Annotated in this window: 36 protein-coding genes and 2 pseudogenes; 3 read left to right on the top strand and 35 right to left on the bottom strand. The window is 71.9% G+C overall.

Going from position 1 to position 20539, the window contains the following annotated elements:
- Positions 1-34: 34 nt before the first annotated feature.
- Positions 35-445: a hypothetical protein gene (locus AB0761_RS27980; protein WP_377271902.1), complete on the bottom strand. Its 411-nt coding sequence runs from the start codon at positions 443-445 to the stop codon at positions 35-37.
- 38 nt (positions 446-483) lie between these two features.
- Entirely contained in the window at positions 484-825 is a 342-nt protein-coding gene (locus tag AB0761_RS27975) for a DUF6011 domain-containing protein (protein WP_377271901.1), read from the bottom strand.
- A gap of 149 nt (positions 826-974) precedes the next feature.
- Between AB0761_RS27975 and AB0761_RS27970 the strand changes: the two genes are divergently transcribed.
- The gene (locus AB0761_RS27970; protein WP_377271900.1) at positions 975-1217 is read left to right on the top strand and encodes a hypothetical protein; all 243 of its coding nucleotides are present in this window, start codon (positions 975-977) and stop codon (positions 1215-1217) included.
- A 73-nt stretch (positions 1218-1290) separates the two neighbouring features.
- On the opposite strand, the gene AB0761_RS27965 is transcribed toward AB0761_RS27970, so the two are convergent.
- A complete protein-coding gene (locus AB0761_RS27965; protein WP_377271899.1) occupies positions 1291-1551 on the bottom strand; it encodes a hypothetical protein in 261 nt (86 codons plus the stop codon).
- Between the two features lie 207 nt (positions 1552-1758).
- On the opposite strand from AB0761_RS27965, the gene AB0761_RS27960 reads away from it, so the two are divergent.
- Positions 1759-2193 carry a hypothetical protein gene (locus AB0761_RS27960; RefSeq protein WP_377271898.1) on the top strand — a complete coding sequence of 145 codons (435 nt, stop codon included), beginning with the start codon at positions 1759-1761 and terminating at the stop codon, positions 2191-2193.
- Positions 2194-2230: 37 nt separating this feature from the next.
- The gene (locus AB0761_RS27955; RefSeq protein WP_377271897.1) at positions 2231-2644 is read left to right on the top strand and encodes a hypothetical protein; all 414 of its coding nucleotides are present in this window, start codon (positions 2231-2233) and stop codon (positions 2642-2644) included.
- A gap of 107 nt (positions 2645-2751) precedes the next feature.
- On the opposite strand, the gene AB0761_RS27950 is transcribed toward AB0761_RS27955, so the two are convergent.
- From AB0761_RS27950 to AB0761_RS27795, 32 genes and pseudogenes are all read right to left on the bottom strand, one after another.
- Positions 2752-3627: a phosphotransferase family protein gene (locus AB0761_RS27950; protein ID WP_377271896.1), complete on the bottom strand. Its 876-nt coding sequence runs from the start codon at positions 3625-3627 to the stop codon at positions 2752-2754.
- Positions 3628-3694: 67 nt separating this feature from the next.
- Positions 3695-4177 carry a glycine-rich domain-containing protein gene (locus tag AB0761_RS27945; RefSeq protein WP_377271895.1) on the bottom strand — a complete coding sequence of 161 codons (483 nt, stop codon included), beginning with the start codon at positions 4175-4177 and terminating at the stop codon, positions 3695-3697.
- A 126-nt stretch (positions 4178-4303) separates the two neighbouring features.
- On the bottom strand, positions 4304-5047 hold the full coding sequence (locus AB0761_RS27940) for a GntR family transcriptional regulator (RefSeq protein WP_377271894.1): 744 nt from the start codon (positions 5045-5047) through the stop codon (positions 4304-4306).
- 163 nt (positions 5048-5210) lie between these two features.
- Complete coding sequence (locus tag AB0761_RS27935) at positions 5211-5807, bottom strand: hypothetical protein (RefSeq protein ID WP_377271893.1); 597 nt, start codon at positions 5805-5807, stop codon at positions 5211-5213.
- A gap of 78 nt (positions 5808-5885) precedes the next feature.
- Entirely contained in the window at positions 5886-6113 is a 228-nt protein-coding gene (locus AB0761_RS27930) for a hypothetical protein (RefSeq protein ID WP_377271892.1), read from the bottom strand.
- Positions 6110-6481, bottom strand: coding sequence for a hypothetical protein (locus AB0761_RS27925; RefSeq protein ID WP_377271891.1), 372 nt, complete (start codon positions 6479-6481; stop codon positions 6110-6112). The genes AB0761_RS27930 and AB0761_RS27925 overlap by 4 nt, the downstream gene beginning before the upstream one ends.
- Positions 6482-6483: 2 nt before the next feature.
- Positions 6484-6675, bottom strand: a complete 192-nt coding sequence (locus tag AB0761_RS27920; protein ID WP_377271890.1) for a hypothetical protein — start codon at positions 6673-6675, stop codon at positions 6484-6486.
- Complete coding sequence (locus AB0761_RS27915) at positions 6672-7073, bottom strand: hypothetical protein (protein ID WP_377271889.1); 402 nt, start codon at positions 7071-7073, stop codon at positions 6672-6674. The genes AB0761_RS27920 and AB0761_RS27915 overlap by 4 nt, the downstream gene beginning before the upstream one ends.
- The gene (locus AB0761_RS27910) at positions 7070-7585 is read right to left on the bottom strand and encodes a hypothetical protein (RefSeq protein ID WP_377271888.1); all 516 of its coding nucleotides are present in this window, start codon (positions 7583-7585) and stop codon (positions 7070-7072) included. Before AB0761_RS27910 ends, AB0761_RS27915 begins: the two co-directional genes overlap by 4 nt.
- Positions 7582-7941, bottom strand: coding sequence for a hypothetical protein (locus AB0761_RS27905; RefSeq protein ID WP_377271887.1), 360 nt, complete (start codon positions 7939-7941; stop codon positions 7582-7584). The genes AB0761_RS27910 and AB0761_RS27905 overlap by 4 nt, the downstream gene beginning before the upstream one ends.
- Complete coding sequence (locus AB0761_RS27900; RefSeq protein WP_377271886.1) at positions 7938-8363, bottom strand: hypothetical protein; 426 nt, start codon at positions 8361-8363, stop codon at positions 7938-7940. Before AB0761_RS27900 ends, AB0761_RS27905 begins: the two co-directional genes overlap by 4 nt.
- Positions 8360-8809: a DUF4326 domain-containing protein gene (locus AB0761_RS27895; RefSeq protein ID WP_377271885.1), complete on the bottom strand. Its 450-nt coding sequence runs from the start codon at positions 8807-8809 to the stop codon at positions 8360-8362. Before AB0761_RS27895 ends, AB0761_RS27900 begins: the two co-directional genes overlap by 4 nt.
- Positions 8810-8826: 17 nt before the next feature.
- Positions 8827-9183 (bottom strand): hypothetical protein, encoded by a 357-nt coding sequence (locus AB0761_RS27890; RefSeq protein ID WP_377271884.1) that lies wholly within the window; start codon positions 9181-9183, stop codon positions 8827-8829.
- 48 nt (positions 9184-9231) lie between these two features.
- Positions 9232-11154 carry an AAA family ATPase gene (locus tag AB0761_RS27885; protein WP_377271883.1) on the bottom strand — a complete coding sequence of 641 codons (1923 nt, stop codon included), beginning with the start codon at positions 11152-11154 and terminating at the stop codon, positions 9232-9234.
- A gap of 14 nt (positions 11155-11168) precedes the next feature.
- Positions 11169-11396 carry a hypothetical protein gene (locus AB0761_RS27880; RefSeq protein WP_377271882.1) on the bottom strand — a complete coding sequence of 76 codons (228 nt, stop codon included), beginning with the start codon at positions 11394-11396 and terminating at the stop codon, positions 11169-11171.
- Positions 11397-11479: 83 nt separating this feature from the next.
- On the bottom strand, positions 11480-12313 hold the full coding sequence (locus tag AB0761_RS27875; protein ID WP_377271881.1) for a DUF2303 family protein: 834 nt from the start codon (positions 12311-12313) through the stop codon (positions 11480-11482).
- A gap of 43 nt (positions 12314-12356) precedes the next feature.
- The gene (locus tag AB0761_RS27870) at positions 12357-12731 is read right to left on the bottom strand and encodes a hypothetical protein (protein ID WP_377271880.1); all 375 of its coding nucleotides are present in this window, start codon (positions 12729-12731) and stop codon (positions 12357-12359) included.
- Positions 12728-12949 (bottom strand): transcription factor WhiB, encoded by a 222-nt coding sequence (locus AB0761_RS27865; RefSeq protein WP_377271879.1) that lies wholly within the window; start codon positions 12947-12949, stop codon positions 12728-12730. Before AB0761_RS27865 ends, AB0761_RS27870 begins: the two co-directional genes overlap by 4 nt.
- Positions 12949-13728, bottom strand: coding sequence for a histone-like nucleoid-structuring protein Lsr2 (locus tag AB0761_RS27860; RefSeq protein WP_377271878.1), 780 nt, complete (start codon positions 13726-13728; stop codon positions 12949-12951). The genes AB0761_RS27865 and AB0761_RS27860 overlap by 1 nt, the downstream gene beginning before the upstream one ends.
- A gap of 265 nt (positions 13729-13993) precedes the next feature.
- A pseudogene (locus AB0761_RS27855) lies at positions 13994-14227 on the bottom strand (WhiB family transcriptional regulator); the annotation flags it as partial.
- Positions 14224-14373: a hypothetical protein gene (locus AB0761_RS27850; protein WP_377274559.1), complete on the bottom strand. Its 150-nt coding sequence runs from the start codon at positions 14371-14373 to the stop codon at positions 14224-14226. The gene AB0761_RS27850 and the pseudogene AB0761_RS27855, both read right to left, overlap by 4 nt.
- 100 nt (positions 14374-14473) lie before the next feature.
- Positions 14474-14620 (bottom strand): annotated as a pseudogene (locus AB0761_RS27845) (hypothetical protein); the annotation flags it as partial.
- Positions 14621-14646: 26 nt separating this feature from the next.
- Positions 14647-14778: a hypothetical protein gene (locus tag AB0761_RS27840; protein WP_377271877.1), complete on the bottom strand. Its 132-nt coding sequence runs from the start codon at positions 14776-14778 to the stop codon at positions 14647-14649.
- Positions 14775-15347, bottom strand: a complete 573-nt coding sequence (locus AB0761_RS27835; protein WP_377271876.1) for a hypothetical protein — start codon at positions 15345-15347, stop codon at positions 14775-14777. The genes AB0761_RS27840 and AB0761_RS27835 overlap by 4 nt, the downstream gene beginning before the upstream one ends.
- A gap of 3 nt (positions 15348-15350) precedes the next feature.
- On the bottom strand, positions 15351-16070 hold the full coding sequence (locus AB0761_RS27830) for a 3'-5' exonuclease (RefSeq protein WP_377271875.1): 720 nt from the start codon (positions 16068-16070) through the stop codon (positions 15351-15353).
- Positions 16067-17176, bottom strand: a complete 1110-nt coding sequence (locus tag AB0761_RS27825; protein WP_377271874.1) for a hypothetical protein — start codon at positions 17174-17176, stop codon at positions 16067-16069. The genes AB0761_RS27830 and AB0761_RS27825 overlap by 4 nt, the downstream gene beginning before the upstream one ends.
- Positions 17176-18093 carry a hypothetical protein gene (locus AB0761_RS27820; RefSeq protein ID WP_377271873.1) on the bottom strand — a complete coding sequence of 306 codons (918 nt, stop codon included), beginning with the start codon at positions 18091-18093 and terminating at the stop codon, positions 17176-17178. Before AB0761_RS27820 ends, AB0761_RS27825 begins: the two co-directional genes overlap by 1 nt.
- Complete coding sequence (locus AB0761_RS27815; RefSeq protein ID WP_377271872.1) at positions 18090-18497, bottom strand: LuxR C-terminal-related transcriptional regulator; 408 nt, start codon at positions 18495-18497, stop codon at positions 18090-18092. Before AB0761_RS27815 ends, AB0761_RS27820 begins: the two co-directional genes overlap by 4 nt.
- On the bottom strand, positions 18494-18667 hold the full coding sequence (locus AB0761_RS27810) for a hypothetical protein (RefSeq protein WP_377271871.1): 174 nt from the start codon (positions 18665-18667) through the stop codon (positions 18494-18496). Before AB0761_RS27810 ends, AB0761_RS27815 begins: the two co-directional genes overlap by 4 nt.
- Positions 18664-19254 (bottom strand): hypothetical protein, encoded by a 591-nt coding sequence (locus tag AB0761_RS27805; protein WP_377271870.1) that lies wholly within the window; start codon positions 19252-19254, stop codon positions 18664-18666. The genes AB0761_RS27810 and AB0761_RS27805 overlap by 4 nt, the downstream gene beginning before the upstream one ends.
- Positions 19251-19985, bottom strand: coding sequence for a hypothetical protein (locus AB0761_RS27800; RefSeq protein WP_377271869.1), 735 nt, complete (start codon positions 19983-19985; stop codon positions 19251-19253). The genes AB0761_RS27805 and AB0761_RS27800 overlap by 4 nt, the downstream gene beginning before the upstream one ends.
- Positions 19982-20500, bottom strand: a complete 519-nt coding sequence (locus AB0761_RS27795; RefSeq protein ID WP_377271868.1) for a hypothetical protein — start codon at positions 20498-20500, stop codon at positions 19982-19984. The genes AB0761_RS27800 and AB0761_RS27795 overlap by 4 nt, the downstream gene beginning before the upstream one ends.
- Between the last annotated feature and the right edge of the window lie 39 nt (positions 20501-20539).

Raw genomic sequence — 20539 nt, 5'->3', positions numbered from 1 at the left:
CGGCCGCAGGGACACGCGGCCGGGCCGGGGCGGGTCAGACCTGCTGCATGCCGGACACGCCGGGGTCGCCGCAGCCAGCGAAGTCGACGCCCTCGTACGGGTCGGGCTCCTCCTCGGCCGGGAACAGCAGCTTGTCCAGCTCGCCACCGAGGTCGAGGCCGGCCTCGTCCACGAGCGCGGTGTGCAGCCGGGCGACGCCGTCGGCGTAGCGCTCGTGGCCGCGGTTGTCGTAGATGAAGCGAGCAATGGCGCGGTTCAGCGCGGCCAGCTGGTCGACGACGCCCTGGTGTTCGGCGGGGTCGACACCTTTGTCGGCGAGCAGCGCGTGGACGACGGCCTCGGTGGCCAGGGCCTGGCCGACGGTCGGATTGCCACCATCGCCGTAGGTGAAGTGGTGGGCCCGGCTGGCGAGGCGCTCGGCCTCGGCGCGGTGGTTGGTGGTCAAGGAGTCCTCCGTTGGATTGGTGGTGCGCGGGCGGGTGGTCAGGCGGCGGTGAGGATGGCCACGGCGGCGCGGTGGTAGCAGTTGCGGCCCTTGATGCCGGCCGGGCAGGTGCAGCCCTGGCGGGCGGTGAGGTAGGTCTCGGTGCCGTCGCTGCTGACCGCGCGGTAGATGCGGGGGCGCAGCGGGATGATCGCGCCGTCCTCGATGAGCTCCCGGGCGGAGTCGATCTGTGCGGGCTTGTAGTCGGTGAGGTCGGCGGTGCGCTGGGCGTTGCGGACCTTGGCGCGGCAGGTGGGGCCGTAGCCGGTGGTGCGGCTGGTGGTGCTGGTGAGGGTGCGGCCGCAGCGGAGGCAGTTGGTGTGCTCGGTGGTGGCGCTCATGGTCTGCTCCCTGCGGCTCAACCCGTTCTTGTAGCTACAAGGCTAGCCCTCTCGTAGCTACAAGACAAGCCACTTCCGCAAGATTTCGTAGCTACATACACCACTCGCCGCGCCTTGCTCCTGTAGCTACGAACAGCTACCCTGCGCCCATGGCCCCCGACGACTACGACAAGCCCCGCCAGATGCGGATCCCCGACGACGAGTGGCTACCGTTCGAGGCGGCCACCAAGGCGCAGCACCCCACCGGGCGCAGCCCCCGCGCCGCCGTGATCCGCGACTTCATCCGCTGGTACATGCGACGCCCCGGGGCCAAGCTCCCCGATCGACCGGCAGCCGGGCCGTGGTCTACCCCGTCGACGGCACCCGATGACGCCCCGTCCGACGCCGTCTGACCAGCGTCACCACCCCGACACGCAGAACGGCCCCGCCCGGACACTCCCGGACGGGGCCGTTCCACGCAGCGGGTCAGCTGCTCGCCATCTCCCCCGCTACCTCGATCGCAATCTCCGACACCTGGTCGGTACTCAGCCCCGCACACTCCGGCGGCTGAGTCGGGGCGCCCGTCAGCACGCCGGTGTTCGGGTCGTACTGGGCCTTGATCGCATCATGGCAGGCAGCCGTGCCGGTGGCGGTGGGCTGAGCGCCGGTCGGTGTGCTGCCGCTGGAGCAGCCGGCGGTGAGCAGCGCGGCGGTGAGCAGGCCGGCGGCTGCGGTGGTGCGGTGCATGGTGTCCCCCGGGTGTGGGTGGTGGCGGTCCAGGGGCAGGGTCGCAGCCGGTGCAGATGGCGTGTGGGGGTTTTGTCCGAGCTGTGACGTGCGGGGGCTGGCCGTGACCGGCCGGTGCGTGGGTCGTTCACCGGGCAGGGGCTGCCCGATACACCCCCACGGGCAGCCCCATTCGCATGCCCAGCGCGGCCGGGGCAGGCTGGTGGCATGACCGAGCCGCCTCCGCCCCCGAACGTCCCACCCGGATGGCCCGCGCAGGTCCTGCCGCCCGGAACCGACGGGTGGGAAGACTCCGCTGCACGCTGGCTCATCCAGTGGATGCCGCCCGGATACCGCCGCCACGGCATCCTGCGGCAGGAACCCGCGATCCTCGCGTACATGGCGCAGCGGGAAGTCGAGACGTCCCTGCATGCCGCCCGGCGCGGGTTCTCCACCGCGCGCAAGGACCTCCATGAGGCCGGCTTGGAGCCCGACGCGATCGAGAAGGCCCTCGGCGTCTACTCCGAGGAGGGGGCGCGTCTCGCGCAGCTGGAGCGGCAGGTTGGTCTGCTTGCCGATGCGCTGATCCGTGGGGTCCGGTGGCGGCCGCCGCCCCGGCGGACCCAGGACGACAGCAGTCGGCGCCGCGGAGGAATGGGATAGCCCCCCACTGGGCCACCCCAGCTGAGACTCTGAGCGGATGCTTCCGAAATGCGCCCTCGTCGTAGCTCTGGTGGTCGTCGGCACATCGGCTTGCGCAAGTCAGCCAGGCACGCAGCCCGATAAGGCGCCGTCGAGCCACCGGACTTACCTGCACCCTGTCGGCGACCTGTCCCGTGTGCTGCTGGATTGCGACAGCGAGCATCAGCCCTATCTCACCCTATGGGTCACGAACCACTCACAGCGGTCCGTGGCCTATGACATCAAGTACAACGTCTTGGATCAGCACGGTCGGGTGGTGGGATCGGCGGAAGGCGTCTTCGAGCTCGCGCCCAGCCAAACGCTTGCGAACCAGCCGCTCTTCGTAACCACCGGCACGTGTGGGCACCGAGCACGATTGGCCATGGTGAACGCCTACGTGGCCGACGGGTCGGGGCAACCGTCGTTCGACTGAGCCAGGATGCGTCGCCCCGGTGGCAGCCGCCGCCGCGGCGTACCCAGGACGATGGGAGCCGGCGCCGAGGAGGCATGGGCCGAGAACGGCGGCCCGGCTCTGACGCCTCATTCCAGCCGGTAGCGCACCCAGCTCAGCGCAGCAGCGGCCAGCTGTGGCATGTGGGCGGGAGCCTCGGGCGCCTGCGCCCGGTGGACTCGGATGCCCGCGACCGCCGCGGCGAACGCGGTGACGGCATCATCGCTGCTGTGCCAGTCGGTCACCTGCTGCGCCCAGGCCTCGGCCTCGCGGGGGGTGTGGCCGTACTGGATGAGCCGCAGCACCATGAACGCGGTGTCCACCCAGGGGGCGGCGCGGCCGGCGAGGGCCCAGTCGACGACCCGCACGCCGCGGGGGCCGATGAGGATGTTGTTCCACGCCAGGTCGCAGTGGGCGAGGGTGCCGCCGTCGACCGCTTCGGGCGCGCGCTGCTCCCACGCGGCCAGCTGGTCGAGGTGCGCGGCTGCCCACGGGTCCAGTCCGTCCGACGCGAGCTGCTGCCAGGCAGGGAACCGGGCCCACCGCTCGGCGAGCGGCAGCGTCGGCGCAGGCGGGCACGGGGTGAGCCGTCGGCGCATCCGGTCGAGCAGGTCGGCGATGAGCGGCAGGTCCGGGGATCCGGGGGCCAGATCGGCGCCGCAGCCGGGGACGTGCTCGAAGCCGAGGATCGCCCAGTCGGTGGTGGTGGCCTGCCACCGGACGGCGGGGGCGAGGCCTGCGAGGTGGGGGCCGATGGCGGCTTCGGCACGAAGCATCCGCAGGTGCGGGCCGGTGCCGCCGTGGACGCCCTTGCAGAACACGGCAGGGCCGTCGGCGGGGTGGAGGACGGCGGTGAACTGGTTCGCGGTGCCGGTGCTGACGGGCTCGGCCTTCAGGACCGGACCCGTGTGGCTCTCCACCGAGGCCCGGACCGCGGGCGGCAGGGTCTCCCAGTCGGCGCGCACCCTGCCAGGGTACGGACGCGGGTCGGCCCCGCGCGCCGAGACGCACGGGGCCGGGAGAGTGTGCTGGTCAGCCACGGGGGCTGTCGTGGCATCCGGCGTGGCACTGGGTGCAGTTGCTGCCGCCGCTGTTGCAGTCCGCGCCCGTGCCCCACAGCTCGGGGTCGATGCGGTACCCGGCGGCGCGGATGGCGGCGATGGTGCGCGGGAGCGGGGCGCCGGTGTCGCGGCGGGTGCCGCCCTCGTCGTTGCTGTCGTCGGGCTCGTGGTGGATGAACCGGCCCGCGATGCGCTGGCAGAAGCGGGCGTACTCGTGGGTGTGGAGGATGAAAGTGTGCCAGCCGACGTCCACGGTGCCGGACGGGCCGATGGGCTCGGTCGCGGTGGCGCAGGCGGCGAGGAACGCCGCGGCCTGGTCCATGATGCGCTCGGCCATGGGACGGTCGACGTCGGGGTGGTCCTTGGTGATGCGGGTGACCAGCCGGTCGAAGAGCTGCGGGTCGATGAGGTTGCGGCCCTGCCTGGTGAGGGCGGGGAGGTCGGTGATTGTCACGTGATGCCTCCTTGGGAGGTCGTGGCGGGCCCGCGGCGCGGGCGCAGCGCTGTTCCCTAGGGAACTGTGCTCTCAGTTCCCTAGGGATGTCAACGGATTGCGTGACGCACCCTCAAACTCCGCCCCTCAGGCCGGAAACTCCCACTCCAGCAGGTACCGGGAGGCATCAAGAGTCATCTCGTTTACCTCGACCGGACGACCGCCCTCCGCATACGCGTGACGGACGATCAGAGCCACCGGCGACCCCGGGCCCAACCTCAGAGCCTCCGCCTCCTCCGGCAACGGCATCCGCACCCGCACCTCCTCCCGGAACCACACCGGCCCCGCGCCCACCTCGGCGAGCCGCGCATACACCCCACCCGGGCCCGTGTCGGCCTCCGCAATCCGCGTTCCTCCGGCCAGCGCGGCCGGCAGGTACGACACCGCGAGCATCACCGGCTCGCCGTCCACCAGGTACCGCCGGTTCCGCATCACCACCCGCGCCCCCGGCTCCAGCCCCAGCAGCGGCGCGACGTGCGGCGGGCAGTCGACCTCGCCCACCTCCAGGCGGTCCGTGGTCATCGGCCGGTCGTCGAGGTCTGCTTCCCAGATGGAGCGGCCCTCGCCCCATTGGGACTGCGCGAGCCGCTTGGTGCCGCGCCGGCGGATCGGCCGGAATGCCTTGACGAAGGTGCCGGAGCCGCGGCGAGTCTCGATCAGGCCCTCGGCGGCGAGGGTTGCCAGGGCCCGGCGGGCGGTCTCCTTGGCGACGCCGTGCTGCTCCATGAGGGTGTTCTCGCCCGGCACGCGGTCGCCGGGCTTGAGGCGCCCGGTGAGGATTGCGGTGCGCAGCTCGTCGGCGATGAGGCGGTACGGGGCGGGCGCGGGCATGGGTGTCTCCTGGGGCGCTGGGTTCTCTAGGGAGCAACCCTAGGGGTGTGCGGCCGGAGGCGGCATCATCAGGACTCCCGGGGCGGGGGCTGGTGGTGCAGGGTCCTCGGGCGGCGGCCAGCGCCGCGGCGGCATGGACTGAAGCCGCCAGGTGGAGTTCAGGCTAAACGCGAGCCGTGCCAGCTGTTCCGTCTACATCAAGAGCAAATCGGGCGGCGTCCATGAACGATTGGAGGAGGGTAGAGATTTCGTCGAGGTCCTCGGTGTCGAACGGCATCCGCCCGTGATCTCCGACGTATCTGTCAACGCGGGTCTCGGTCATCGCGAGCGTTCGCGCCAGGTGGTCTCGCGCCCGCGCCAGCTTCTTCCTCAGCTGCTCCGCAGGGGCGACGACCGATTCGGGTCCCTCGATCACCACCCGGGCCCACAGAGATGCAACTCGATCGAGACCTGCATTGATGGACTGCAACTCTGGTCGCTCTCCCCCATATTGCAGATCCCCCAGGAAATCGGTGAACAACTTGCCCATTGCCTGTTCAAGAGCGAGCACCTCGCCGGAGAACTCTGCGTATGCCTTGCCCCTAGGTTCACGGCGCTGCTGCAGGTGGGCAGACCTGACAGCCAGGTCACTCTGTTCCTGCTGAGCCCGAAGCTGGTCACGGAATTGCTGTCTGCTCCAGCGCGAGCCCAGAAGTGCTGGCACCGCCGCAATAACTCCTCCGGCCACTGTGCCGTAGATCCCTGCCAAAGCCGCGTCCATGACCGCAGATCTTGCCTCAGGCTGTCTGCTGTCGTCGAGCTTTCGGGTGAAGCCGCGGCCCCACCAGCACTCGGGCCATCAGGTCTCCCACGGCTGTGGCTGGTAGCGGGGGCCGCGGAACGTGGCCGGGACCTCGCCGTACAGCGCACGGTGCAGCGCTTCCCGCCACACCTTGGCGAGCACGCTGTCGTCGCGAACCATGGCACGCAGCTGCTCCAGCGGGGTCTTGGTGCTGGCGGCGTAGGTGGCGATGTCGGCGGGGGTGATGAGGTGGCTGGTCTTCTTGACGTGCAGGGGCCCGGTCATGAGGTCTGCTCTTGGGCGGCCGGCTCCGCCGGGGTGCGTCCCGGCGGCAGCATCTGGGCGAGCGCGCTGGCCGCGGCGGCCGGGTCGGTCCGGTACAGGCGGAGCCACTCGGCGCCGAGGACGGCGGCGGCGACGTCGCTGACGGGCTCCTCGGGGGGCGCGGCCGGGCGCAGCGCGGCGTTCAGCTCGCCCAGCAGCCGGGCGGCCTGGCCGTGGACGTCGGCGAGGGTGTAGCCGAGCCACTGGTCTCGGAGGCCTTCGAGGCGGAGCACCGTGGCGCCGAGCCGCTTCACCTCTGCGGCGAGCTGGTCCCGCTCCGCCTCGGCACGCTGGGTGCGCCGCCGCAGGTCGTCGGACTGGTCGGTCACTGCTACTCCTTCGAGGCCGGGCCGACGACGCTGCCCATGTACGCGGCGACCGCCACCACGATGTGCGGGACCAGCGCACCAGGTCCGTCACCGAACCGGACAGGCGCGTCGTACACGGCGCGGGCGACCACGCGGGTGAGTGGGGCGAGTTCGGCGAGCTGCTGGGGCGTGAGCTCGGCGGGGGCCTGGGTCATGGGGTCTTCGCCTTCCGTGCGGCCTCGGTGCGGGCGGAGTGGGGGTTGCGGGCGGTCATGCCGTACGCCGAGTGGCAGCGGCGGCCAGGGGCGGCGCGGCAGGTGTCGAGGGGGCACGTCACTTCGAGGACCTGGGCGACGGTGAGCGGGGTGACGGTGGCGAGCTGCCGCCGGGCCTGCTTCAGCTGTTCGGTGGCGGTGCGGGCGGCGGCTTGGGCTCCGCCGAGGCTGCGCCGGGCCTGCTGGAGGGCGTCGATTTCGCGGCGCAGTGCGGTGTGTTCGGTCTCGGTGAGGGCTCGGTTGCGGGTCTTGGCGACGAGGGCGTCGAGCTGGTCGGGGGTGAGGCGTTGCAGGCGTTGGTTGACGGCCGTCGGACGGGGGACGTTGACGCTGGTCATCGGGTGTCACCGGCCCGTCGAAGGAAGTCACGGAGTCGCGCGAGGCGGGGGCGGGCGAGGAGCAGTGGGGTGGGCTTGGGCCCGTTATCGGTGCCGGTGATCCGTACCGTCACCGAGGGCGGCAGGGCGGGCAGGTGCTCGGCGCGGAGGATGGTGCCTGCGGGCTGGCCAGCGATCCGGACGGTGGGCAGGGGGCCGCAGTCCGGGCTGCGGTCGGGGTCGACGAGAAGCCGGGGGCCGGTGTAGATCCCGCCGCGCGCCGGCTGCGCCCCGGTGTGCTGTTCGGCGTCGGCTTCGTCGCCGCACATGCACTCGTACGGGCGGGTGAGCGTGGGCTCGAAGCGGTGCGGGTGCAGGTCTGCCTCGAGGGGCTGCATGCAGCGTCCGCACATGCCGGGCATGGTGGTGGGTTGGTAGTCGTGGGTGGTGCGGGTGGCGCGGGTGTAGGTGGTGACGGGGGGCGTCACCGGGCTGTCGTCGCCCGTCGGGGTGGGGGTGTTGTCGCTGGTCAACGCCCGTCACCACCCGTCGACGGAGTGACGTCCAGGAGCGCCAGCTGATGTGGCCGCGAAGGCCGAGGGGTGCCGCCCTGAGTGTGCTCCGGGCAGCGACCGTCCGACAGCAGGTCCTGGCGCACGCACCAGTACGCGCCGCTGTCGGAGGTGACTGTGCGGCACATCGGCCAGGACTGGTAGACGGCCTCCTCGAGGTTCTGGACGGTCACGCCGTACCGGCCCTCGGCGAGCCACTGCTCGGCGACCTCGACGGCGCGGGCTGGGGAGCCGAAGGTGCGGCCGTCCGTGGACCAGCCGTTGTCTCCGATGCGGATGTCGGGAGTCTCGCTGTAGAACGCGGCGAAGCGCTTCATGGGGTTGGCCCTTCCGGGGTGTGCAGCTGACGGGCGATCGGGCAGCCGGTGATCTCGGCGAACTCGACGTCGACCACGGCCTGGGCGGCGTACCGCATCACCGACCGCGGCCGGCCGGGGCGGGGCAGCTGTACGGCCGCCTGCGGGCCGCAGCCGTCTCGCGGGCCCCAGGGGCCGGGCGGGGGCGTGTTCGTGGCGCTGGCCGCGTGCTGCGCGTCCTCAGCAGCCGCTTCCGCTAGGACCCGACGGCGGCGAGCCCACCCGGCCCGCACCCGCCGAGCGCCGGCCCGGCGCCGCCACCAGCCGCGCACAGCACCGACCGCGACGAGAGCGCACTGGTACAGGGCCCACACGATGACGAGCGCGCCGAGGCTGCTGATGACGGCGCAGGCCTGGAGCAGCAGCCGCAGCCACCCGCTCACCGCTGCGCCCCGTTCACCAGCTCCAGCAGCACCGAGGCGTGGCAGTGGTCGGGCTGGCCGGGCTCCGGCAGCGGGCACCAGCACATGAGGTCCCGCCCAGAAAGCTGCTGACGTGCCGCCTCTGCGGCTTCCGAGCGCTCGGCCAGCCAGCGGCGGTACAGCTCGATGACCTGCTCGGGGGTGGCGTCCTCGACGCGGTGCCACGTGACCGAGCCGTCGGGGTGGACGAAGTGGTGCGTCTCGCCGGACCTCTTACCGAGGCGCCCCTCGTGCTCCCACTCGGAGCCGTCGATGCCGGGAAGGCGTACCTGCGTCTCGCCGAGGCGGTACGGGTTGCCCCAGCGGGTGCCGCGGCCGACGTAGCGGGCGCCGGCGGGGGCGCGCCAGCCGAAGACTCGGCGGCGCTGGATACGGCTGGGCTGCTTGGTGGTCGTGGTGGTGTCCATGGCGGTCTCCGGTGGTGTCAGGCGGGGATGTCGAACGAGGTCTGGCCAGCCGCCTCGAGGGCCGCCCGCCGCGTCGCAGCACGCGTCTCCGCGTGATGAGCTGCGTCGTAGCGCAGATGGCACCGCTGACAGGCAGCGAGCAGGTTCTCCGGCCGGCAGTCGCTCGGCTCGTGGTTGAGGTGCGCGACGGTGAGCACGACCTTCGACCCGGTGTCGGGGTTCGGCTCGCCGTTCACCGCTCGGCATCGGCCGCCGTGGTCGAGGCCGCACTGTCCGGTGCAGGCGCAGCGCCAGCCGGCTGCGGCGCGGGTGGCGAGGCTGATCGCTTTCCAGTCGGTGGGGTACCGGTGGCGGTTCTCGGGGCGGATCGGCATGGCGGGTCCTCGAGGGCGGGTGGTTGGGGTGGTCCGGATGGCGTGCCGTCAGGCAGGGAGGTCGGCGGGGTCGCACATGACGTGGGTGTCGTAGCCGCGTGCTGCCCAGTCGGTGGGGACGGGTTTGCCGCATCGGGTGCAGGGGGGTTGTGGGGGGTCTGCTTGTCCTGGCTGTCCCGTCCCCTGTCCCCCTCTAAGAGGGGGTGGACAGGGGACAGGTCGGGTTGCAGCGCTGTCCCCGCTGTCCTGGACCTGTCCGGTACAGGTTTGACCTGGGGTTTCTTCCTGACCTGTCCCCATGATCAGGACAGGTTTTTGCTGTCCCGGGGGGTCAGGGGTGGGGACAGGTTCGGGGACAGGTTTCGCGCCCTGTTCTGCCCTGTTCTGTCCGGGTTCGGGGTTGGTCTGCGGGTCGTGGTGGTCGAGGGGCAGGGGGTGTGCCTGGGAAAAGCCCAGGTCAGACCTGTCCCCGACCTGTCCCCGATCTTGGTCCGGGGCCGCGGCGCGCTGCTTCCGCAGCCGGGCGACGTCGGCCAGCAACTCCGTCCGCACCGCGATCCCCCGCGTCGCACACTCGGCCCGCAGCCGCTCCCGGCCGTACGTCGCGGGGACGCCGGCCCGGTCGAGCTGCGCGGCGATGTGCTCCGGACTGCCGGGGATGAGCTCGGCGCGGTGCTCGTGGGTGACCAGGACGTGGCGGGTGCCTCCGGCCTCCCAGTGGTCGCCGCGCTTGCGGGCCTGGCGCAGGATGGTGAACCCGTCCTCGCCGACACCGGTGCGGGTGTGGGTGCGCTTCAGCGTGACGATGCCGCCGCCCTGGGCGGACAGCTCCCAGACGTGGTCGACGTCCTGGGTCTTCGCACTGTTGCCGCGGGCGCCGCGGGTGGCGTCCTTGCCGAAGTGGTCGAGGCGGATGGAGGCGATGCCTGCGGCCTTGAGCGGCATGAGGGTGGAGCGGTAGAGGGAGAGCCAGGGGTCTGCGCTGTTCTCCTCGCCGGAGATGAACCGGCTGATGGTGTCGATGAAGACGACCTGGGCGCCGACGGCGCGGGCGAGGGCGATGAGGTCGGCGCCGCCTTGGGGGGTGTCCAGGGGGCGCATGGGCGGGAAGCTGGCGTAGCGGAGCAGGCCCATGGTCTCGGGGGTGGCGCCGAAGGAGATGAGGCGGGACTGGATCTGTTCGTGGCCGTTCTCCGCGTCGACGTAGAGGACGGGGACGGGGGCTTGCGGGGGGCTGTCGAGGAAGCGGCGGCCGGTGGCCATGCGCCAGGCCCATTCCAGGGAGAACAGGGACTTGCCGGCCTTGCCGTCGCCGACGAGGGCGATCTGTTGGCCGGGGGCCATGAGCCGGCCGGGGAGCAGTTCGACGGAGCCGAAGTCGGTTTCGAAGAGCTGGTCCCAGTCGAGGAGGCTGCCCATGAGGGCGGCGGGTCCGGCGCCGGTGGATGCGGTGGCTCGCATCCGGGCGGCTTGGTGGTGGTCCTCGATGAGGTGCTCGATGTCCTCCGGGGAGGCGCCTCGGCCGAGTTCGGTGGTGATGCGGAACGCGAGGTCGGACTGCTCGCGGAGTTCGGCTTTCTCGCGAACGAATCCGGCGTAGTAGGAGGCGGTGCCGCCGGTGTGGGTGGAGGCGATTTCGAAGAGGTAGGGGGCGCCGCCGGCCTGGCGGAGCAGCCCGGTCTTCTCCAGTTCGGCGCGGAGCGCGATCGGGTCGGTGGGCTGCTGGTTGCGGACCTGGTGGCCGAGCTGGTCCCAGATGACCTGGTTCGCGGGGTGGTAGAAGTCGGCGCGGCCTTGGAGCACCTGGGCGGCGCTGGCGTAGGCGGTGGCGCCTTGGTGCATGCACTCCTTGAGGACCGCCCGCTCTGAGGCCACGTCGGAGGGCACCATGCGCTTGATGGCGGCCTCGGTGTCCCGGCCGTCGTCGTCGGTGTCCGGCGACGGGTGCGGGATGTGGCGGACGTTCTCCACGGGGCTCCTTGCGGTCAGAACAGTGCGGGCTGCGGGTTGGGTTGGTGGCGGCCGGGGCACTGGTGGGTCGTCACATGGGGCTTGGGGCAGTTGGGCGGGTGGCCGGTGTGGATCCACCGCAGCTCCGGTTGTCGGAGGGCGGTGGTGTGGAGGCACCAGATGAGCCGGTCGGGGCCGCGGGCTCTGGCCTGCTGGTCGGGGGTGAGCGGGGTGAGGTCGGCGGTGATGTCGAGCGCTGCCATGTGGCCGACGAGCTGCCGGAGGAGCCGGGCCCCGCACGCGGGGCAGGGGTATTCCCCGCGGCGCGTGCGGGACCCGGCGGGCATCAGGCGGGGGTGCCGTTCAGGACCGGGGAGGTGACGGCCCCCACGACCTGCTGGCGGACGTCCGCGAAGGCGGTCCGCAGCGTGTCGGCGGGCTTGTCGAGCTTGTAGCCGAGCGACAGGGAGCCATCGCGGCTGATGCGGTACTTGAAGAGGGCGGTGAGCTTGTACCCGGCGGCGCCCTCGAACGGCACCAGGCCGATGGTGAACACCTCGGGGATGGTGAGCGTGCCCTTGGCGCCGGCCTTGGCGGTGGTCTCCTCGACGTATGCCAGCTGGCGCTCGCCGGACTGGAGTCGGTGTCCGGACTGGAAGGTGCACTTGGTGGCGCCCTGGATGGACTGGGCGACTTCGAGCATGGTGGCGGAGTCGGGCTGGAGGAGGTCGCCGCGGTGGTCCTCGAGGAAGGAGGCGAACGTCTCCTGGTCGAGGAAGCGGCCGTCGTTCCGGAGCCACTGGTCCCAGGTGTCGGTGCGGCGCAGGGCGAGGTTGAGGCGGTGCTGGCCGAAGCGGGGGCTGTCGGCTTCGTGGGCGTCGAGGACGGCGGTGATGGTGAGGGTCTCGGTGTCGGCGTAGATCTCGGTGCCGTCGTCGTGATGCTTGGTCCAGTAGGCGAGGAAGGAGTCGCTGTCGCGGACGGTGGTGGTGCCGGTCTTACGGGCGGGGGCGGTGCGGTACTTGTCGACGAGGTCGACGGTGATGGTGGTGCCGCCGGGGCCGCGGACGGCGTAGACGTGGCCGGTCTCCAGGGCGACGGGGGCGATGGCCTGCTGGGCGATGTCGATGACGGCCTGGGTGCCGTCGAGGGTGGCGGGTTCGGTGCTGTAGCTGGTCACGGTGTCGGTACTCCGGTGTTGGTGTGGTCGTGGGTGGGTTGGGTTACTCGGCGGTGCGGAACTCGGTGGGGCCGTCGGCGGTGCGGAAGTCGAAGGCGACCTGCCGGGGGTCGTTGCGGGTGGCGTTGCCGTCGCGGTCGAGGAAGTAGATGGCCGGCGGGGCAACGGGCTTGGGGGCCTTCACGGCGGAGTCGACGGCGATGGTGACGGGGCCTCCGTCGACTGCGCCCTTGGGCGGCTCGACGGTGACGGTGATGGTCAGTTGGCCCTTCTTGCCGTGGGCGTTGACGGCCTCGAGGAGCTGGTGCATCTCCTCGCTGATCTGGTCGTGGACGCGGCCGGAGAGGTGGCCGATGAGGAAGCTGGCGAACTCGGCGGGCTTGGTGTCGGTGGTGGGCTCGGCGGCGTGGGTGGTCACTGGTGTGTGGCCTTTCTGGTGGGTGCCTGCTGGTTGGCGGGGCATGTGGCTTGGTGGTCGGTGCGTGCGGAGAGCACGAGGGCGGCGACTTTGGCTTTGCCGGTGGCTCTCTTGTGGTGGCCGCAGTGGGTGCAGAGGTAGTCGGCGATGGGTTCGGTCTCCCAGTGGCCGGGGATGGGGAGGCCGCGGATGTGGAGGCCGCCGGTCCAGCCGGTCATCAGCTGGCCTGAGCGAGTGGGGCGGGGTGTGCGGCGCGGTAGGCGTCGACGACGTTGCGCGGGATGCGGCCGCGATCGGCCACCTCGTGGCCGTTCTCCCGGGCCCAGGTACGGATGGTGTCCAGCTCGTCCCTCGCGGGCCTGTCGGCCACCGGTGTTGCCTTGGCAGCCGGGCTGCTCGCGCCGTTGGTGCCCTTGGCGACGCGCAGGGCCTTCTCCGCCTCGGCCAGCTGCCGCTTGAGCTTCTGCACGTGCTCCTCGGCGGTGGAGACGGCGGCCTCCTTGCGCTGGGACTGCTGGAGGTCGGCCAGGGCGGTGCGGGCCTGGCCAGCGAGGCGGTTCATGCGGGCGCTGGGGTGCTGCATACCCCAGGCGATGAGCGCCTCGGCGGAGTTGGGCTTGGCCTGCTCCGGCTTGGGGCGGGAGGCGACCGACAGCACCGGCACTTGGACCGGATCGGTGGTGGTGGGCTTGTCGTCCACGGTGGCGGGCTCCTTCTGATGGTGGTCGGGTGAGGTGGTCGGCTTCGGTCGGCGGGGTTTGCGGAGGTGGTAGACCGCCCGTTCCGGGGCGGTGAGGCCGCCGCGGATCCCTGAGGGTCGGTTCGCCGGGTTGTGCTGGTTGCGGAGTGCGTCCTCGAGGCAGGCGCCCTCGATCGGACACTGGTGGCAGACGGCGATGGCGCGCCGGGCTGCCTCGGTGTCCTTGCGGTGGGCGTCCCACCAGGCCGGGTTCATGCCAGGCTCGGCACAGGCGGCCTGTCCCTGGATGCCGCTCACGACAGCACTGCCATGACGCCGAGCCAGCCGCTCATGAGCTGGCTCCTGCGGTCTCGGGCTCCGAGTTGGGCTCGACGGCGCCGGACGTCACCAGGCGGTGCGCCTGCCGGACCAGGCCGATGGGGAGGGCGAGGCTGCGCGCGACCGCGCCGGGCTGCTCCCCCGCGCCGAGTGCTGCGACGATGCGGGCTCCCTTTGTGCGGGCGACGTTGTGGGCGGGGCCCTCGATCCGCTTCGGTGCGGGTGCCACGACGGGGACCCCGGTGCGGGCGGCGCGGCGGCGCATGGCGCGCCGTTCGTCCTCGGAGAGACCTCCCCAGACGCCGTGTTCGATGCCGGTCTGGAGGGCGTAGGCCCCGCATTCGTTGATCACTGGGCATCGGTGGCAGACAGCTTTGGCCTGCTCAATCTGGAGGAGGGCCGGGCCGGTGTTGCCGACGGGGTGGTGGAGGTCGGGGTCGACTTCGGCACAGCGGGCGCGCTTTCGCCAGTCGGTCACCGGGCCACCCCCTCGGCGACCTCGTCCGGCTGGAACGGCGCCATCGGTTGGCGGCCGCCGTTGCCGTCCTTGCGGGCGGTGAGCCGCCACCAGGCGTGGCCGCGCGGCTTGAGCTGCTCGGCGAGCACCGGGATGGCGCCGACCATGGCAGCGAGGTCGTAGAAGACGTTCCAGGCCCGGGGGCAGGGAGCCGTCGCGCTTGCACTGGATGAAGAGGAGCTGTCCGGGCTTGATGGCGACGAGGTCGACGGGGGACTTGGAGCCGGCGGAGCGGATGACGGTGTAGCCGTCGGCACGGAGGCGGTCGCGGGTGCGGTCCTCGAAGCCCTTGCCGAGCTGATAGTTGGTGGACTTGCGCGTGCGGGTGGTGCCCGGTGCGGCGGGAGCGGCCACCGCCGCACCGGGGGTCAGGGTGTGGGTCACGAGCAGCCCTTGCGGTCGAGGCTGTGCAGCCAGGCGCCGAGGCCGATGAGGGCGAGGCCGGTGGTCAGGCCACCGAAGAAGACCCGGGCGGGGTGTTCGACGGCGGCGTCCAGGAGGGCGAGGATCATCGGGTCACCTCGCGGGCGCTGAGCTCGGCGCGGTAGCGAGCGCAGGCCCGAACCGCCCGGGTGAGGCGACGCTGCTGCCTCTCGTACTCCCACCGGCCGACGGGCTTGCGGCCCCGCTCGTTGGTCCACCAGTCGATGAGCTTCAGCGCCTGGGCGCGCTGCTCGGGGGTGATGGCGGCGGTCATGGTGTCGGCCAGGGCCTCGCGGAAGGTGTCGCCCATGCCGGAGCCGAACAGGGACCAGTCGAGGAGGCTCCACAGTTCGTCGTGGACGGGCTCGGTGGCCGGCTGGCTGGTGCGGAGCACGGCGTAGGCCCGGGTCATGCGGGCCAGTCGCTGGCCGAGGCGGGCGTTCTCCTGCTCCAGCGTGACCGCGGTGTTCCGGGCACTGTCGCGCTGCTGCCGGAGCCCGTCAGCCTGGTCCGTGGTGCGGCGGCAGCGGCGGGCGAGGTTCCGGGCGCCGGTCTGGGCGTCCCAGATGTCGTGCTGGAGTCCGCGGATGCGCTGGCGGAGGCGCCCGTTCTCGCGCTGCGCGGCGGCGAGGCGGGGGAAGATGCTGATCTGAGGCATCGGTCAGCCCTCCCCGCGGGTCTGCGCGGGCACCAGCGGCCACGCACCCTCGACGACGGCCTTCGGATCCTTACGGCGGAAGTAGGCCTGCAGACTGGCTGCCTGCTCCGCGGCCCACTTCTGCTGCCACACGAACAGCTGCGGCAGGTCCACCTGGAGCTTCGGGAACCGGATGGCCAGCTTGTAGGCGACCCGGGCGGCGGCCAGCGCGTCGGCGCCGGCCTCGTGGGCGTCGTCGCCGAGCTGGACGCCGTAGTGCTCGCAGAGAGCGGTGAGCTTGCGGGAGCCCTTGCGGTACTTGTCGACCTGCTTGTCGATGACGTACGGGTCGATGACCGGGCCGGTGAGTCCGCCAGTCCGCTCCGTGACGGTGGGCAGGCCGTGGCGGCGGCACTCGCGGTCGAGGACGGTGAGGTCGTAGCGGGCGTTCATCGCCACGATCGGGATGCGCTGCTGGAGCGCGTCGGCGAGGAGGTAGGCGATCTCCTCGACGACCTCCCGGGCCGGGCGGCCCTCGGCGCGGGCTCGCTCGGTGGTGATGCCGTGGATGTCGCTGGCCTCGGTGGGGATCTCGATCCCGGGGTCGGCGAGCCAGGCGGTGGCCTCGGTGGGCTGGCCGCCGCCGACCATGGTGAGGGAGGCGGTGACGATGCGGGCGGTCTCGACGTCCACGCCGGTGGACTCGACGTCGAAGGAGGCCATGCGGCCGAGGTGCCAGCTCATGCGCGGGCTCCGTTCTTGAGGAAGGTGACGAACTCGCGCAGCTGGCCGGTCTCGGCAGAGCCGGGCATCACGCCGCCGTTGCGCTCGGCGAACGCGGTCTCGGTCTGGTCGGTGGTCCAGCCGAGTCGGCCGGCTGCGGCCATGACCTGCATCCAGATCTCGGAGGGGTCGTCGTCGTCGACGAACTCGGGCTCGATGACCTCTTCGGCCGGGTCGTCGGGCTCGACGGGCGGGGCCTGGCCGTTGTCCTGCTTGTCCTTGAGCTCGTTGGCACGGGCCGTGAGGGCGTCAGCGAGGGCCTTGTCCATGTGCTGGTTGGCGACGGCCTGCTCGTACAGCGCCCGGACGTCAGCCGTGGTCTTCGCCACCGCGGCGAGCGCCGCATAGTCCGGGCGGCCGCTGGTGATGGCGACCCGCTCCGGGCCGGTAACCACCGCCTGCGGCTGGCCCGTGATCTGGCCAGACATCAGGGCGGCGGGGGTGATCTCGACGTCGAGGGTGGGGACCATGAACCGGGCCGGTCCCTGCTCGCGCTGGACGAGCTTTTCCTCCATGCCGAGCCATCCGGCGACGTATCCGCCGGCCTGCGCCAGCAGCTCGGCCGCCGGGGGCAGCTCGACGCCGGCGTAGTAGCCCTTGGAGATGAGCAGCCACTGGCCGAGCGCAGGGACGTCGCGGAGCATGACGTTGACGCGGGTGGTGATGGAGCAGTCCCGGGCGGCGGGGTCGCACAGGCAGGTGCGGTCGCTCTTGAGCTCGGTGCGGCCGTCGCAGCGGCGGACGCACTTGCTGCCCTGGTACAGCTCGTACCACTGGGAGACGGCGTCGCGCGGGGGCACGAGGACCGGGAGCCGGTCGGCGGTGGAGTACACCTCGAACTCGGCCGGGCCGCCGTTGGCCGGGGTCCACGGCTTCACCTCGCCGCCGTAGAGCGCGGCGACCTGCTCCAGGATCTGGCGGGAGGGGCTGGTGAAGCGGAACTTGTCCAGCTTGGCCGGGCGCATGAGGGGCTTGCCGTCGCGGCGCGTGCGGCCGGTGTCGACGACGTGGCCGATGCGGATCTCGCCGAGCTGACGCATGCGGCGCTGGAGGTCGAGGATGGGCATCAGGCGGCCCTCCCTTCCGGGACGGTCGGCAGGGCCAGCGCCTCGCCGACGACGGTCTTGGACAGGCCCGACACCCACTCGGCGGCCTGCTGGGTGATGCGGAACTGGGCGAAGACGTCGTCGCCGCACGCGATGGGGATGAGCCTGTAGCCCTCCGGCCGCAGGTGCAGCACCACCCCGTGGTCGTGGGTGGCCGGCATCGGCACGGTGGAGCCGTCCCGCAGCCACGCCACCTCGGCGCGGCGGTAGGCGGCCATCTGCAGGGCGGCCTCGGGGTAGACGCCCTTGACGTCCAGCTCGCCGCCGGTCTTGGTATCGCCGAGGAACACCTTGTTGGCAGGGGTTCCGAAGTGGGCGGCGATCAGCGGGGAGCGCAGGAGGTAGTCGAGGGTTCCGGCGTAGCCGTGCTCGCGGTTGCCGACGACCATCTCCGAGGCCTCGAAGGTGACCTGCCAGTCCTCCACGAACTGGAGGAAGTTGGCGAGGTACGGGGCCATCTCGTCGTCGCGCAGCAGCTCGGCGGGCAGCGGCTGCCCGAGGACGTGCGCCTCGATGACCCGGTGCACCGCTGAGCCGACGTCGGCGCGCTCGTCGCGCTTGCGGAGCGGTGCGCGGCGCAGCCAGTCGTACATCTCGGCGCGCTGGCCGGGGTGCATGGAGGCGGCGACGAGGCGGGGCAGGTTGGCCATCGCAGTCTCGGCGACCAGGTTGGCGGCCCAGATGGAGAGGACGTCGCCCTTGGTGGAGCCCTGGCTGAGGATGGTGGTGACGCGGCGGTACTTCTCGCCAGTGACCTTGTCGCGGTACCAGCCCTGGGAGGGCTTGGGGATGCGGTCGGCGCCGGTGGGCTCGGCCTTGGTGGTGCGGCGCCGGCGGGTGGCCGGGGTGGTGGTCCCGGCCAGCAGGGTCTCCGTCATGCCGCAGCCCCCTCGCGGCGCGGGACGCGGACCACGGCGGCCGGGACGACGCCGGCGGCAAGAGCGACCGACGCTGCGTGCGCACGGTTGTTGACGCCGAGCCGGGCGAAGAGGCGCCGCAGGTGGGTCTTGACGGTGTCCTCGCTGCGGCACATGCGAGCGGCGATCTCGGCGCTCTCCAGGCCGTTGCAGATGCCGATGAGGACAGCGAGCTGCACCGGCGGGATGGCGACGCCGAGGGGGGTCCGCGGCGGCGCGGTGTCGAGGTGGTCGGCGAGGATCTCGACGGCGGCGCGGGCGAGGGTCTCGACCTGGCGGATGGTGATGGGCATGTCGTGCTGTCCGGCGACGGCCGCGAGGGTCTCGCGGAGGAGCGCCTCGGGAACGCTGATGGGGATGGTCACTTGGGTTCTCCCGTGCGGGGGCGCGGCAGGTTCGCGCGGCGGATCGAGGTGCAGTCGTGGGGGCAGCAGCGGCGGGTGAGGCGGCGGCGTGCGCGCCAGTCGGCGATGAGGGCGACGGCTCCGATGAGCAGGACGATGGCGACCAGGACGGCCTGGTTGAGGGGGCTCACTCGTCGGCGTCCGGGTCGTAGGAGTCCTGGATCTCGACGGGGACGACGACGTAGCCGGTGCACAGGACGTCCTCGACGGCGACGAAGCAGAGGTCCTCAGGACTGTCGTCGCCGCTGAAGTCGGGCACCCAGGTGAGGGTGACGCTGGGCTCGACCTGCCGCATGGACTGCTCGCAGTGGTCGCGGGCGGCTGCCTTGGTGCGGTAGGTGCCGAGGGGGATGCCCTCGTGCTCGGCCCGCCAGACCGAGCCGAGCGCGGCCTGCTGCAGCTCCTTGTCGGCGGCGATCAGTGCGGTGCGCATCCGGTCGACCTCGGCGACCAGCCACTCCACGGCCGGGGCCACGCGCTCGCTGATGTCCATGGGGACTCGGCGGGGCTCGCCGTTCGGGGAGAGGTGGCCGCGGACGTTCAGCAGGTCGTTGCGAAGGTCGCGCAGTTCGCGGCGCTGCTGCTCGGCGTGGACGGGGTCGCGGAGCATCTCGGCCTGGGAGAGGGCGACGGCGGCGTACCGGAGGCGTTGGGCGGGGTCGGAGCAGCCGAGGAACGCGGCGGCCATGACGTTCTGAGCGTCGTTGATGAGGCTCACGCGGACGCACCGCCCTCGGCGGCCGTACGGGCCAGGTAGTCACGACGGTCGGCCGCATTGGCAGCGCACTGCGGGTCCAGCCAGTCCGTACCGCTCGGCCCCGACTCCCAGCCCCGCTCGACGGCCTTGCCCTCCCATTCGCCCCGGTTGCAGCCCGGGCGGGAGCAGTGGATGAAGGCACCGAGGTTGGTGAGGTGGGTGGTCTCGCCCCCGGTCGGGGTGACCTTCCCGCCCATGCCGCGCACGATTCCGACGGCCGTGCACAGCCCGGTGACCGAGGCTGCGTCGTACTCCGACAGGGGGGCAGGTCCAAGCACGATCGCGAGGAGCCGCTTGTCCAGCGCGGTGATCACCTCGTCCAGGACCCCGGCCCGGTCGGCGCGGACGCGCTCCAGCTCGGCGGCCAACTCCCGAGCGATCGGATGCCGAGCGATCTCATCCGCCCGCCACTCGCCGTACAGCGCATCGCGGTTCTCATCGACGGCCAGCCACGCAGCCAGCGCGGACTTCTGGTCGCTGCTGGTGCTGATGACGCCCCGGGACACCCAGTCCTTGTGCGCGGCCTCGACCGCCTCCGGCCACGTCATCGACCGGAGCTCCCGCTCCATGCCGGACGGCAGGAAGTAGGAGGTGACGATCCCGGGCACCATCACGGTGACCTGCGTCTCGACCTCGCGGGGGTCGGCCCAGTTGAAGCGGCCGACGGTGATCCGTACGCGGGGCCCGGTCATGCCTGCACCGCCTCGGCGTCCAGGAGGGTCCACACCTGCACCGGCACCCCGTGCACCTCAGCGTGCAGCTGGTGGTGCCGCTGCCCGCTGCCGAGGACGTCCTCGGTCAACTCGCCACCGAGGACGGCGTGGTAGGCGTGCAGCTTGGTGAGCTCCCGGTCCTGGTGCACGTAGACCTTCACCTCGGCGGGGGCGTGCAGGTACCCGGTCTGCACCGTGACGCTGGTGGGGACGGGGCACAGCGACAGCGCCTGCTCGGCGGCGGCCAGGGCCTTGAAGAGCCCGGGGCGGTACGGGTCGCTCGCCGGGCGGGTTGGCAGCGGCGCCGCCTCGGCCACCGGCGGGATCGGCAGGACCTTGCCGACCGGGGTCACGCCGGTCGACCGGCGGACCAGCCTGCGGTACCACTCTGCGCTGGTCTTCGGCGCACGGTGGCGGCCGTGGCCCTCGGCGAGGGGGGCGACCCGCGGGGTGAGGTCGGGCAGTACGGGGATCTCGGTAGGCTGCAGGGACATGCTCTTCTCCATCTCTTCGTGTGGTTGGAGGGGGCGTCA

Origin of the sequence: Peterkaempfera podocarpi, from assembly GCF_042466665.1 — a bacterium.
Classification (GTDB): Bacteria; Actinomycetota; Actinomycetes; order Streptomycetales; family Streptomycetaceae; genus Peterkaempfera; species Peterkaempfera podocarpi.
Note: the sequence above shows the minus strand (reverse complement) of the source record. Positions and strands in the feature narration are given on the sequence as shown.